Source organism: Paenibacillus sp. Soil750 (genome assembly GCF_001428045.1).
GTDB classification, from domain to species: domain Bacteria; phylum Bacillota; class Bacilli; order Paenibacillales; family NBRC-103111; genus Paenibacillus_E; species Paenibacillus_E allorhizoplanae.
In genome coordinates this window covers 48,391-61,526 of sequence record NZ_LMSD01000003.1, presented here as the reverse complement: position 1 = coordinate 61,526, position 13,136 = coordinate 48,391, and the positions used below count along the sequence as shown (strand labels likewise).

General features: G+C 46.0%; 14 protein-coding genes and 1 tRNA gene. 4 read left to right on the top strand and 11 right to left on the bottom strand.

Annotated elements, in window-relative coordinates:
* Positions 1–189: 189 nt before the first annotated feature.
* Positions 190–1,491, bottom strand: coding sequence for a trigger factor (gene tig, locus ASL11_RS04560; RefSeq protein WP_056610289.1), 1,302 nt, complete (start codon positions 1,489–1,491; stop codon positions 190–192).
* Between the two features lie 110 nt (positions 1,492–1,601).
* Positions 1,602–2,444, bottom strand: a complete 843-nt coding sequence (locus tag ASL11_RS04555) for a hypothetical protein (protein ID WP_157256820.1) — start codon at positions 2,442–2,444, stop codon at positions 1,602–1,604.
* Positions 2,445–2,674: 230 nt separating this feature from the next.
* On the opposite strand from ASL11_RS04555, the gene ASL11_RS04550 reads away from it, so the two are divergent.
* A tRNA-Arg gene (locus ASL11_RS04550) sits at positions 2,675–2,748 on the top strand.
* A gap of 113 nt (positions 2,749–2,861) precedes the next feature.
* Here ASL11_RS04550 and ASL11_RS37810 read toward each other — a convergent pair.
* The 3 genes from ASL11_RS37810 to ASL11_RS04545 all read right to left on the bottom strand — a co-directional run bounded on the left by ASL11_RS37810 (position 2,862) and on the right by ASL11_RS04545 (position 3,687).
* Positions 2,862–2,993, bottom strand: coding sequence for a hypothetical protein (locus ASL11_RS37810; protein ID WP_268796183.1), 132 nt, complete (start codon positions 2,991–2,993; stop codon positions 2,862–2,864).
* Between the two features lie 177 nt (positions 2,994–3,170).
* A complete protein-coding gene (locus tag ASL11_RS35620) occupies positions 3,171–3,284 on the bottom strand; it encodes a DUF4023 family protein (protein ID WP_082595252.1) in 114 nt (37 codons plus the stop codon).
* 46 nt (positions 3,285–3,330) lie between these two features.
* Positions 3,331–3,687, bottom strand: coding sequence for a hypothetical protein (locus ASL11_RS04545; protein ID WP_056610285.1), 357 nt, complete (start codon positions 3,685–3,687; stop codon positions 3,331–3,333).
* Between the two features lie 178 nt (positions 3,688–3,865).
* On the opposite strand from ASL11_RS04545, the gene asnB reads away from it, so the two are divergent.
* Positions 3,866–5,710, top strand: a complete 1,845-nt coding sequence (gene asnB, locus ASL11_RS04540) for an asparagine synthase (glutamine-hydrolyzing) (RefSeq protein WP_056610283.1) — start codon at positions 3,866–3,868, stop codon at positions 5,708–5,710.
* 69 nt (positions 5,711–5,779) lie between these two features.
* Here asnB and ASL11_RS04535 read toward each other — a convergent pair whose 3' ends face one another.
* The 3 genes from ASL11_RS04535 to ASL11_RS04525 all read right to left on the bottom strand — a co-directional run bounded on the left by ASL11_RS04535 (position 5,780) and on the right by ASL11_RS04525 (position 8,398).
* Positions 5,780–6,427 carry an XTP/dITP diphosphatase gene (locus ASL11_RS04535; RefSeq protein ID WP_056610281.1) on the bottom strand — a complete coding sequence of 216 codons (648 nt, stop codon included), beginning with the start codon at positions 6,425–6,427 and terminating at the stop codon, positions 5,780–5,782.
* On the bottom strand, positions 6,411–7,169 hold the full coding sequence (gene rph / locus ASL11_RS04530) for a ribonuclease PH (protein ID WP_056610279.1): 759 nt from the start codon (positions 7,167–7,169) through the stop codon (positions 6,411–6,413). The genes ASL11_RS04535 and rph overlap by 17 nt, the downstream gene beginning before the upstream one ends.
* Positions 7,170–7,348: 179 nt before the next feature.
* Positions 7,349–8,398 (bottom strand): GerMN domain-containing protein, encoded by a 1,050-nt coding sequence (locus ASL11_RS04525; RefSeq protein ID WP_056610277.1) that lies wholly within the window; start codon positions 8,396–8,398, stop codon positions 7,349–7,351.
* Between the two features lie 270 nt (positions 8,399–8,668).
* On the opposite strand from ASL11_RS04525, the gene ASL11_RS35615 reads away from it, so the two are divergent.
* On the top strand, positions 8,669–9,631 hold the full coding sequence (locus ASL11_RS35615; RefSeq protein ID WP_056610274.1) for a phosphatidylglycerophosphatase A family protein: 963 nt from the start codon (positions 8,669–8,671) through the stop codon (positions 9,629–9,631).
* Positions 9,632–9,957: 326 nt separating this feature from the next.
* Here ASL11_RS35615 and ASL11_RS04515 read toward each other — a convergent pair whose 3' ends face one another.
* From ASL11_RS04515 to ASL11_RS04505, 3 genes are read right to left on the bottom strand one after another with little or no spacing between them, the layout of a single operon-like run.
* On the bottom strand, positions 9,958–10,935 hold the full coding sequence (locus ASL11_RS04515; RefSeq protein WP_056610271.1) for an MBL fold metallo-hydrolase: 978 nt from the start codon (positions 10,933–10,935) through the stop codon (positions 9,958–9,960).
* Between the two features lie 10 nt (positions 10,936–10,945).
* Entirely contained in the window at positions 10,946–11,677 is a 732-nt protein-coding gene (locus ASL11_RS04510; RefSeq protein ID WP_056610269.1) for a class I SAM-dependent methyltransferase, read from the bottom strand.
* Between the two features lie 46 nt (positions 11,678–11,723).
* Positions 11,724–12,398 (bottom strand): DUF6483 family protein, encoded by a 675-nt coding sequence (locus ASL11_RS04505; protein WP_056610268.1) that lies wholly within the window; start codon positions 12,396–12,398, stop codon positions 11,724–11,726.
* A 194-nt stretch (positions 12,399–12,592) separates the two neighbouring features.
* On the opposite strand from ASL11_RS04505, the gene ASL11_RS04500 reads away from it, so the two are divergent.
* Complete coding sequence (locus ASL11_RS04500) at positions 12,593–12,814, top strand: helix-turn-helix domain-containing protein (protein WP_028556998.1); 222 nt, start codon at positions 12,593–12,595, stop codon at positions 12,812–12,814.
* Positions 12,815–13,136 lie beyond the last annotated feature (322 nt).

The following is a 13,136-nucleotide window of genomic DNA, read 5'->3' as shown; positions in this document are numbered from 1 at the left end:
AACTCCTTTTGCGGCAAGCGCCATGTTCTCTCACTTGAGATTCAATTACAGTTTAACACGATTGGGCAACAATGTCATTTTTCTGAAATCACCTATGTAAGCGGTAATGCGTATGTACTAAGGCGTTTAGACGTAAATTAGGGTAAAAGAAAGGCACGTTGCTTGCGTACGTGCCTTTACTTACCTTATTTACACGGCTGCGGAAACATGCTTGCTATTTTGAAGCAAGAAATCAACCGTTTTTCTGATTACTAGATCATTGCTAAGACCTTCAAGAGATCCGTTGGAAGCAAACAGCTCACGAAGTTCAGCTGTTGATTTTTGGTAAGACGGTGCATATTTCTCAAGTTCCGCGTCAACTTCTTCGTCGGAAACTGTGATTTTTTCTGCAGCTGCGATAGCTTCAAGAACAAGGTTGTTACGAACACGCTTCTCAGCATCTTCTTTCATTTGTTCTTTCAATGCGCTCTCGTTTTGACCGGAGAACTGGTAGTAAATCTCAAGCGTCATGCCTTGGGAGCGAAGACGTCTTTCGAATTCTTTTACCATGATATCAAGCTCAGCTTCAACCATCGAACCTGGAATTTCAACATCTGCGTTAGCAGCAGCTTTCTCAACAACTGCAGTTTCAAGTGCAGCTTCGGAATCTTTCTCTTTGCGCTCTTGCATACGTTTTTGAAGCTCTTCTTTGTACTCAACAAGTGTATCGAACTCACTTACGTCTTTAGCGAACTCATCATCAAGCTCAGGCAGGTTTTTGCGTTTGATATCGTGAAGTTTCACTTTAAACACAGCTGCTTTGCCTTTCAGATCTTCGGAATGGTAGTTTTCAGGGAAGCTAACGTTAACTTCCTCCTCTTCGTCCTTACCAAGACCAACAAGTTGCTCTTCGAAACCTGGGATGAATGAGTTGGATCCAAGCTCAAGGGAATACTTTTCCGCTTTTCCGCCTTCGAAAGCTACTTCATCAACGAATCCTTCGAAATCAATGATCACGACATCGCCGTTAGCAGCTTGTCCTTCTTCAAGAACAACCAATTCAGCATGACGTTGTTGCAAACGTGCAAGCTCTTCATTCAGTTCTTCTTCAGACACAGTAGCGTTAACCGCTTCTACTTCGATACCTTTGTAGTCACCAAGCGCTACTTCAGGCTTAACTGTTACTTTAGCTTTGAATTTCAAGACTTGACCTTTACCAAATTGCTCAACATCTACTTCTGGACGATCTACAGGCTCAATTTTAACCTCTTCAATCGCTTCAACGTAAACTTCTGGCAAAATGATATCTAAAGCATCTTGATACAAGCTTTCAACACCGAATTTAGCTTCAAAGATTGAACGTGGCACTTTCCCTTTACGGAATCCTGGAACATTTACTTTCGCTGATACCTTTTTAAATGCTTTATCCAAAGCATCTGCTACACGTTCTGCCCCAACTTCAACTTCAAGAACGCCAACGTTCTTCTCTATTTTTTCCCAACTTGCTTTCATTTTATGCCTTCCCCTCCAAAAATGTACCATGACATATATTTTTCACGTTAAGCTCATTATAACCATTCTATTATACCATATAACATTTTCATTTCAAGCGAGCTTTGTTCTTAGCCAGGATCCGGGCTAAATTGCTTTACAAAAGCGGTCAGCACGTTGTGCGCGCGCTTCCACTGCAGTGTCATCGCATCCACGATTCCATAAGTCTCTAACAGCTCATCTCGATCAACCGTACCAAACAATTTGTCTTGCAAAATCGCATGCAGCGCTGAGGCCCACACATCTACCGCGCTTTCTTCTGCCCTTAGCAGCTCCGTGTAAATCGAGGTGCCATATGCATAGGCAAGAAACTCCTGCCAAGTCTGAGTCGCAAAGTAAACAAAGTCAGGTTGGCTTATTTCACTAATGTCCCCGACTCTACGAATCATATCACGAATTCGCAATGGAAAATCCTCCGCTGTAAGCGGCGTCTCATCGATTTCGACGAGAACTGTTCGGCCATTCTTAGGAAACTCAATTAAGCCGTGCTCTCCCATTTGCTTAAGTGTCTGTAACGCTCTGAATTGAAGATGCGGATGTCTAGGCCTTTCACAAAGCCATGTCTTCACATACTGGCTCACCTCAGGTTGCTCGATAAAAGCAAGTTGCTCCAATGCGCTTACTTGTTCCTCTAGCGAACCTTCTTGCAGCATGGTTTGAAGCTTCAACACAAAAGCACCATCATCTGAAGCTGATTTATCCTGGATATACTGGCGCAATAAGGCGGATTCTTCTTCCGAATCCTCTTCTTCTGTCACGGATGATGAGAACATCGTTTCCGGAAACATAGTGAGCAGCCAGTGGCGCAGGGCTTCCCATTGATCAGACTTACTCGCATCTACATTAGGGAACTGCAGCAAAAAAGTAAGCATCTCCAGTGCTTCTTTATACTGCTCCGAGCGCAACAGCTTCATTAGCTCGTCTTCATAGAACTGCTCTGTTTTAGGAAAAAGGATGACATTATTGGGCGTAGGATCTGATATAGGGATCACCTCTGTTCGTGGTCTCGCTTGTGCCAGTTTACTCCATCATCCAAATGATTGCAAAAATATTTAAAAATGAAGTTGACTCGCATTATACGTTATGATATATTAACTCTTGCTTCGCCAAACGGATCTCGTCCAGGCGGTAAGAAGTGTCATAGGTCTCAGTAGCTCAGCTGGATAGAGCACACGCCTTCTAAGCGTGCGGTCGGGGGTTCGAATCCCTCCTGGGACGTCAAAGCAAGAGGGAAGAGCGCGAGAAATCGCGGTCTTTTTTTTATTCCCAAAAAAAAAGCACCCCGCTGCATTTGCAAGCAAGGTGCTGATACGACTGATAGATTCCTTCGCCTACACGGATGGCCGATTCGGCTGATGATGACCCGGCTCCGTTGAATCGAGATTCGACTGAATACGGGATGATTGCTTCGAGTGATCGATCGCACTTTGTGTTTTCTGCATCATACTTTTCTTTTTACCCATGGTAAGCAACTCCTTCTATTCATAGAATGAACGCCACCTTAGTATGGAGGGTTTCCGTACAGACTATGCTGGTTATCATTTCCTTCTCTCTAGCATCAAGTCAGGGAAGCATATACCGGAGAGTAACAAAGAGCCTGTAGGGATATCCCTACAGGCTCTTGCTCATGCCAAACGACGTTAGTGCATCTTGTGAGGCAAATTCTTGCCTGTATGACCGTCACCTTGTGTCCTTTTATTCTTCTCGGCTTTCCTCTGCTTCTCATGCAGCTTGCTAATGAAATGACTATCCATGAGCACTCGCCTCCTGAATAAAGAATGGCATTACCCTAATAGAATGTCACGCAAGGTCCGTATTTAATCGCATTGCCAAATTTATTATTGCGCCTCTGAATTCAACATCGGTTAATGCTTTCTCGTACAAAGATTCAAAAGTTGCTCGATTTTGGATAAATTCAGGCTCGGATTTAATGGCTGTTTGCGTCCAGTTAATCAATACATTCTCAGCTTGTATGAGTTCGTTATAAGCGCGATGCAAGCCAACCTTTTCAATAATTTCTTCCATTTCAGCTTGACCCAATTCTACGCCATCTTGTTTTGCATTTTCAATTCGAATATCCGCTTGCGCGCTAATTTGCAAAAAGTGCTCTTTCGATGCTAAATAATCAACTTGAGCTCTTGAGTATTTTATTCCCATTGTCATCACCTTCGTTTATATAATGGCAGTACTTGGATTGATTGTAACAGTCTTGTCAACAAAACACAAAAAGCACGGGCTCATCTTCCTTTTGTCATGTTCTGGACAGACATTTAATACCTTCCATTCGCATACCCTTTATCATTATGCTCTCTTCAAAAGAAAGGAAGGAACGTCTATGTGCGGAATAACGGGTTGGATAGATTGGCGGAAAGACTTGACCGGGTACCCGTCCATTCTAGAAAATATGACGGAAACGCTCCAACTGCGCGGACCTGATGCCTCTGGTACCTGGATCTCACAGCATTGTGCCCTCGGACATCGACGTCTAAGTGTTATGGATCCTGAGAATGGCGCTCAGCCCATGGTCCGTAAACAAGGCGACTATACGTATACCATCGTATATAATGGCGAACTCTATAATGCCCCAGAGTTAAAAAAAGAGCTCGAGCTTCGCGGCCATCAATTTCGAACAACGTGTGATACCGAAGTGCTGCTCGTTGCTTTTATGGAGTGGGGAAAAGCTTGCGTAGATCGTCTGAACGGCATCTTTGCTTTCGCAGCTTGGAATGACCAAGAGCAGTCACTGACCCTGGTACGGGACAGACTCGGTGTTAAGCCTCTTTTTTATTCCCATCAGGATAGTGTATTATTATTCGGCTCAGAACCAAAAGCCATTCTAGCTCACCCTGATTTTAAAGCTGAGGTTGGCGCCGAAGGCTTTGCAGAAATATTCGCTGTCGGACCGGCTAGAACGCCTGGACATGGGATTTATCGCAACATGTCAGAGCTGAAGCCAGGTCAATTTGCCATTTTTGATCGGAATGGCTTATCCATTCGAACATACTGGAAGCTCGAAAGCCATCAGCATCCTGATGATATCGCCGGTACAGCTGCGCAGGTTGGGCAATTGCTTAATGATACAGCAGAGCGCCAATTAGTTTCAGACGTCCCCATCTGTACACTCCTCTCTGGAGGACTAGATTCTAGCGCCCTCACCGCGCTGGCTGCGACGCATTACAAAAATAGCGGGCAAGGACCGCTTCATACCTTCTCCGTGGACTACAAGGATAACGATAAGCACTTCAAAGCGAACCTATTCCAACCAAACTCAGACGCACCTTGGATAAAAAGGATGACTGAGCATTTAGGAACGGAGCATCATTACATTGAGTTCGATACGCCGGAGCTTGTGGAATCTCTGAAGACAGCAGTGATCGCCCGCGATACACCGGGCATGGCCGATGTCGACGGGTCCCTCTATTTATTTTGCCGAGAAATCAAAAAAGAAGCTACGGTTGCAATCTCTGGAGAAGCGGCTGACGAAATATTCGGTGGATACCCTTGGTTCCACAATACAGAAGCACTAGAAGCGAACACGTTCCCCTGGTCACTCAAGCTAGCGAATCGGGTCGACCTGCTCGCCTCAGACTTCGTCGACTGGATTAAACCTGTCGAATATGTCAGCAATCGATACCAGCAAGCCTTAAGCGAGGTACCTCGTTTAGCTGGGGAAACCAAGCAGCAGAATCGGATGCGAGAAATGTCCTATTTGAATATCACGCGTTTCATGCCTACGTTGCTTGATCGTAAAGACCGTATGAGTATGGCCGTAGGCCTCGAGGTACGCGTTCCCTTCTGTGATCACCGTCTAGTTGAATACGTGTGGAACATTCCATGGGAAATTAAAACATCCGGAGACAGAGAAAAAGGCATATTACGTCAAGCATTAAGAGGTGTATTGCCTGAAGATGTGCTGACGAGGAAGAAAAGTCCATATCCGAAAACGCACAACCCGAATTATTTAACCGCGGTAAGAAAATGGGTTTTGGAAATTCTGGATGATCCCTCATCCCCTATCTTGCCTTTTATTGATGTCAAAAAGATTCGCGCACTCGCCAGCTCCGAGTCCAACGATTTCGACCTCCCTTGGTTCGGTCAGTTGATGACAGGTCCTCAGCTATTCGCTTATTTAGCTCAAGTGGATATGTGGCTAAGAACTTATAAAATCTCGATCCGATAAATGAAATTGCAGTGAAAATAGAAAAGACCTGCGTCCACGCATTCACGTGGTTGCAGGTCTTTCTGTGTTTTAGTTCGTTTGATCAGGAAGCTGATCCAAAAACATACGCAAGGCTTTGGCGCGATGACTCATTTCATTCTTCTCTTCCACCGTCAACTCAGCCATCGTTCGGCCCAGTGATGGGATATAGAATAGTGGATCGTAACCAAATCCGCCTTCACCGCGCTCCTCATGAATAATAAAGCCTTGGCAGACATCCTCCGCTTCGATCACTTCATTCGCAACGGGATCAATTAAAGTGAGTGCACAAACGAAGGATGCCTCACTAAGTAATGGAGGGTGGCCATCCCCTGCGCTCAGCTCGATCCGATCTTCCAATTCATGCAAAGCTTGAAGTAGTCTGGCATTATTGTCAGCATCCGTTGCGTTTTCTCCCGCGTAGCGAGCCGAATATACACCTGGATCACCACCAAGAGCCGTAACGCATAAACCGGAATCATCAGCAAGTACAGGTACATGAAGATGCGCAGAGATGATTTGCGCCTTGATCCGCGCATTCTCTGCAAAGGTCTTCCCACTCTCAACGATTTCTGGTAAATCCGAGTAATCCGCTAAGCTTCGAACCTTATACCCTTTAGCTCCGAAAAGCTTGGCGAACTCTTTCACTTTACCTTCGTTTCGCGTTGCAATGACAACAAAATTACTTTGTAGCCGCATGCCCAGCACCTCGAATACGATCTGCGATCGGTCCTAGCACACCGGATTGTACTTCGATCATGGTGTTAATCCCCGATTCCGCTAACGCTAGCAATTCATCAAGCTCTTTACGGGAAAAAGGAGCATCCTCGCCCGTTCCTTGAACCTCAACGAATTGACCTCGCCCTGTCATCACGACGTTCATATCCACTTTCGCTTTGGAATCCTCTTCGTAATTAAGATCGAGCTTCGGAATATCTCCAATAACGCCAACACTGACAGCAGCGAGGAAGTCGTTGATTGGGAACTTGGCAAGGTTTTTATCATTAGCAAGCTTGTTGATTGCAAAAGCCATCGCTACGAAAGCCCCCGTAATGGACGCTGTACGCGTACCGCCATCTGCTTGAATCACATCGCAATCCAGCGTAATGGATCTTTCACCTAGCGCTTCCAAACTGACAACCGAACGTAATGCTCGACCGATTAGACGTTGAATTTCCATCGTGCGTCCACCGAGCTTACCTTTTGCCGCTTCACGCTGATTACGAACTTGTGTTGCCCGCGGCAGCATCGAATACTCCGCTGTAACCCAGCCTTTCCCTTGCCCTTTCATAAAAGGAGGAACACGCTCTTCAACCGTTGCTGTACAAATGACTTTCGTATCCCCGACCTCAATGAGGACCGAGCCTTCTGCGTGTTTTATATAATGAGGGGTTATTTGCATAGGTCGCAGTTCTTGATCCGTTCTTCCACCAATTCTCATAAATGTCTTTCTCCTCCTGTAGCTACATCTAAAGCTCTAATCCTTACGCCCCATTGTAACAAACTCATCAAGGAAAAGCATCCTAACACTAGTCAATATGGAAAAAACCGAAAAACCACCAGGGACTCCACCGTTAAGAACGTTGGAATCACCTGGTGGAACGTTGGTTATCAATACGATTAAAGCTTGATCGCAGGATTAATATGCGCGGGTCTCAGGACAGGCTTACTGTAGTTTTGATTATCTGTAGACGTAATTTTCACAGCGCCATCCACCTTAATTTGTACCTGTTTAAATGTTGTGTTCTCAGTTAAAGACAAGATGACGGATTGCAACGCATCGGCTGAAGCTTTCTGATCCGTTCCCAGCAGCTTGTTAGAGAAGTCCACGGTGATGAGACCCTCGCCTGGCTTAATGCTCTTCAACTCTGTCGTTGCATTGAGGACAGCAGCAAGTCCTTTCTTCTGATCTGGCCCTTTAATTAACTGCTCGACAACAGCCTTCGCAACATCGTCCGTTCTCTTTATAAGTCGAGTCACAGGGACATAATATTTGTAATTTTGATCATTTTGATTTAGGAAATAGAGTGTAACCGGAGTAGCTTGACCAAATTCGGTATCCTCTGCTTTTTCCAGATTGATCCCCATCGTGCGCGCTAATGGTACATCAAGAGGTGTTCGGCCCTTTGGCATCTCTTTCAGGTCCTTGCCATCTACACGCAGTTGAACCTTATCGATCGTAGGGAAGTTCGTCAAGTTCCACGTGATAGCCTCAAGGAGCTTGCGCTCATCCTTCACATCGTAGTTGAGGAATTCTTTGGAGAAATCAACCGTAGCACTTTTGTCTGATTTTACATTTAAACTAATAACCTTAGTCCCCTTCGGTAGAAGTGCTTGGAAACCTGAAGGCAGCTGACTCGTTTCTGGTCCGCCATCAACCATGTACTCTAATGTCGTCTTAGCAACGGAGACTGTCTTAGGTAAAGCTAGACTTAACGGTGTCACGAAGCCTTTGGCATCTTTCACATACACCGTCATTTGTGACGTAATATCTTCAGACATGTCGACTGTAACCGCTGCTGAAGTCGTCTTCACATCTACGTCTGTACCCGCCCCAGGAGGTGCATCGATGTCACTCTTCTTTCCACTGCCCAAAATCGAACATCCCGTGGTCAGTAGAACAATCACCCCCGCTAAAGCGGCTGAACGAATCCAATGTTGATGTTTCATTTGCTTATTTCCTCCTTCGATTTTTGCTATTCGCATGGCCTGTACGATGCTTTTTCGTATTACTATGTATACGAGGCTTTGTCCGATTTATAACTACTTTTTGTCCACCTTTCTATGAATCACAAAAAAACTTAATGACTACGAGGATTATCACCAATCTTCGTCAATTCGAACTCATATGCTATACTGAATACCAGCATGAAACTGAAATAAAAAACCACTATCAGTTGCAATAACTACTTTCTGATATTGGATGAAGGAGGTCTTGTAATGAGAACATTTCTGAAGGAAAAGACCCTCATTTTCAATGAATTTCGAGAAGAGGTTTTCAGTCATTATCCACAAGCTGTCATTGAGGAAGCTGTTGCTAGATTGCTTGTTGAAATAAAAGGCATCAAGAAAATCCCCACCGATTTGATCACAACCACACTGCTCGGGGTATTAAGTAAAACAGAAACATTCAACGTCATGTCTACACTCATGGAGCTTCAAAAAAAGGTGAAACATGATGCAGAACTGCTAGCGAGCATGAAAGACCCTGCCTATAACGTTCATCGCACAATTGCGATGTCCATTTGCGGATTATACGGGAGCGGTGCGATCTCACTCTTCGGTTTCATCGACTGCAAATTCCGCTTCTTTTTCCCGACGAAAAGACCTAAATCCTTCATCTCCAAGGGGATTTGTGCAATTGTCGCATCAACCGCAAGTGTCATTATTTCGGATAGCGTGAAGATGGATTACTCCAAACGCAATCTGCAAATGCTTGAGGCACGAGGTGTTCTTCTGGATGATATGGTCGAGATCCTTGACCAGTTGCAACGTCCTTACAATCCAGATATGCCACGCAGTCTCTGTGAAGAGCATATTCTGGCGGTACTTCGCAAACAGCAAACCTTTCATGCGCTCCAACTCGCGATCAAGATTGATACCGCTGTCGAAGCCAAAGAATTCAACCCTCAATACAATCATATTGTGGGGATGGACGAAGGACTTTTCGGCGTCGATGAAAGCATCGCAACTGCCGTTCCTCTCATGTACGGAACCATTGCGCTCACGAATTTCGGCTATCTTGATAAAGCCAAAATCGGCATTATCGAAGAGCTCGATAGTGATCACGCAGATGGTAAATGCAATACGTTTATCGATGATATGGTCTGTGGGATTGTTGCGGCAGCTTGTGGTCGGTTAGCGCATAACCATACGCCGACGTATAGTAAGCCGTTGAAGTAAGAGTCTGAAACGATAGTGTACGATTAGGAACAATTGACTGGTTATTGAAAGTGCGAAAGGGAACGTACTGGCGCTATTCGGATGAAAATCGGGGTAAGTGCAGGTGCTAGGGAACGTAGGGACGCTAAATTGAAGAAAAATGGGTTTTCGGCACCATTTCGGAAGAAATAAGGGATCTACGTTCCCCCTCTGGGTGAAATCGGCTGCTTAGGAGCAAAATAGAGGATCTTGGTTCCCTTACTTCAAGGCTATGTAAAGGTAAGCTGGGACTTACGTTATAGAAGCAAAGAAAACCCTCCAACTATGACATAGTTGGAGGGTTTTCTTTATTTAGAAATCGCGACGTAGGACACGCGATCTGCTTGCGGATCCACCTGCTGGATGCGGCCCTCGGCCTCCAGCAGAATCAAGTGCGCGATCGTCTCCGACAGCGCGAATCGCAGCTGGTGCACGCTCAGTCGGTCGCCGAACGTCGCCCGGCACACCTCATAAGCGCTCTGCGGCGCGCTTAGCTGCCCTTCCATGAGCGCAAGCCGCTCATGGTGATGGCGCACGAGCTCCTCTGCGCGCGCGCCAAAGCCCTGCCATGGCTCCCGGTGCCCCGGGTAAGCCATCACAACCGGCAGCCCGCTGATCTCCTGCAGGCTGCTCAGGTATGCGCCGAGCGGGTTTTCTTCCACCTGCGGGAGGAAGGAAACGTTCGGCGATATTTGCGGCAGGACGTGGTCGCCGCAAAACATCACCTGCGCCTCAGCGTCGTAGAAGACGAGATGCCCCGCGGCATGGCCGGGGGTCTCGATGGCTTCATAGACGCGGTCGCCGAGGCGCACAGGCCCTTCACGCAGCAGGGTAACCTGCGGCTGCGGGGAGACCAGATCGACGAAGCTCACCATGTGCTTCGTCATCTCTTCCATCCCGGCTTCAGGGAAGCCATGCCGGGCGAACAGCTCGAGGAGCAGCGGAGACATCGGCTGCTCCGGGCCCCACAGGAGCTGCACCTGCGCGTATCCGGTCTCCGATAGGAGAACCGGCGCGCCTGTGCGCTCTTGGAACCAACCAGCCATCCCGTAGTGGTCGGGATGGTGGTGGGTGAGCACAATTTGTTCCACGTGCTCATACCCGATCCCTTGCTCTTTGAGCACTTGCTCCCAGAGCGCCTCTGCTTCCGGGGTATGCAGTCCCGGATCGATCACAGTGTAACCTTTGCTGCCACGAATCAAGTAAGCATTCACCCAACGCAAAGGAAATGGCAACGGCACCTTCACTTGTGTTATTTCATCTGTATGTACGGTCACGACGTTCATATCCCGGTAGTCATCCTTCCTTATGTCCAACAAAAATCATCCGACTCGAAGTTTCTGGCGAATAAGCCTGGCCTTCATAGTCACCAAAGACATGATCAATATGTAATCCAGCTTTGACCAACATCGCCTCAAACACCGGACGCTCGTACAATTTCACCTGCTCCAAATAATGCCGATCTGGTGCACCCGCTTGCGAAATCATAATCCGTTTGCGCACACAACCGTCTTCGATTGTTCTCGACTCACGAATGGTCAAATCCTCTTCCTTCCGTTCGGACTGCGCGACCAAGTTCGCTTTCACATAAACCGGATTCAGAAAATCGATAATGAATCGACCTTCTTTTTTTAAAAGCCGATACATTTCATGAAGCACTTTCTCATTCTGCTCATCTTCATCAAAATAGCCAAAAGACGTAAACAAATTCACTACCGCATCGAACGGCTCACTTAGTGGCACATTCCGCATATCACCGTGAACCCATGTCACTCGCTCTTCTCCACCCTGCTTGACGGCTTCCTGTAACAGTACTTTCGACAAATCAACGCCAGTTACGGTATAACCAAGCTCCGAAAGCGCCAACGAATGCCGTCCCATTCCACAACAGAGATCCAAAAGACGAGCCCCTTGCTCCAAGTCCAACCAATTCACCATTTTCTTCACTTCATGGTAAGCACCCTGCATATCTCTATGTTTATACACAAGTAAATAATCATCGCCAAAACTTTCTTGGTACCACGCCATCTTTTCAACACCTTCAGCTTTGTGATTAAATTTCTACGATAAAATGTTATAAGAGCAGCCGTTTTTTCATAATCCGCAAACCCTCTAGCGCTTCTTCCTTGCTAAAATTCCCAGCCTTCAACTGCTCGTCCTCAACCTGAAGCAGCTTTTCATAAAAAATGAGACCTTGCTTTGGCAGTTCTGACTTCTCCGGGTGATCCTCCATATAATGAAACAAAACATCTTCAACCTTCGCATAATTGCTTTGTTTCTCATAATGTAAAAAAAGTTGCCTCTTCATTCCCTCTGGGATTTCCCAGCCTTGAAGATAATTCAAACTCGTAACCATCCGAGTGGCAATCTCATCATTAACCTCATCCTCAGGCTCAACTTCTTCCGACAAAGACAAATGCAGAAGTAAATCTAAGGACTTCAGGTGCGCCCAATAGGCCTCCCCATCTTCCTCATGCTGCTTCAACAGCTCACCTTGCCCCACAAACATATCGCTAATGACTAACGCCTTCGCTGTATCTATGCTCCCTTGGTAGGATAGCAATTCCAGAATATCCTTACTGGACAAAGACTGGAGGGAACGGATATTCAAACCCAATAAATGACGACTTGCTTCATCTAACTGTCTCTGCGCATCTTCAATCGGGATATGTTCCTTGTTAAAAAGAATCCGATGCAGCACCACCGTCAATTGTTCAATCTGTCGCATCAAATAATCACGCCTGAACATCCGAAGCAGCTCCTCTCGGTTTCAAATACACCTCAATTCAGCTTACCACGCCTCGCGCTGAAACTCAAAAATACATTCCGCCTATTTTTCACATATACCGCACCATTGACATCAGCCCTTCATAAACTAATTTTGACTGTATCCCTTAACCTTGTAATTCCCAATACCCGAGCAAGGAGGGGTGACACACATCCATGGGCAGCGACCACAAAAACAAATTTTTACTTACGAACCGCGAACGCGAAGTATTCGAACTCTTAGTGCAGGACAAAACGACAAAGGATATCGCACAGCAGCTTTTCATAAGTGAAAAGACTGTGAGGAATCATATATCGAACGTCATGCAAAAGCTGAACGTAAAGGGTCGTTCACAAGCGGTTGTAGAACTGATTAAGCTTGGGGAATTAAAGATCTGATTCCGTCAGCAAAGGGATCCATGCAAGCCACCCACCCTCCTTCGGAGGGAAACGGGGGCTTTTATGTTTGTTTTGAGTTTCAGCCACTCTACTTACCACTACCATACTGGCCGATGTAGCTATCAACTTGCCAAGTAACTATCCAACCACCGACCCCACACACGAATTAGCTGGATTTTGTACATCTAAATTCACTCAAAACGCGCTGAAATTGAGTTTAGATGGATTTTATGTAGTTATATTTGCTCACTTTAGCAATATCGAGGTAAATGGGTTAAATTAACTGTACCTTTTCCATCTAATTAGAATTTCCGTTGATTTC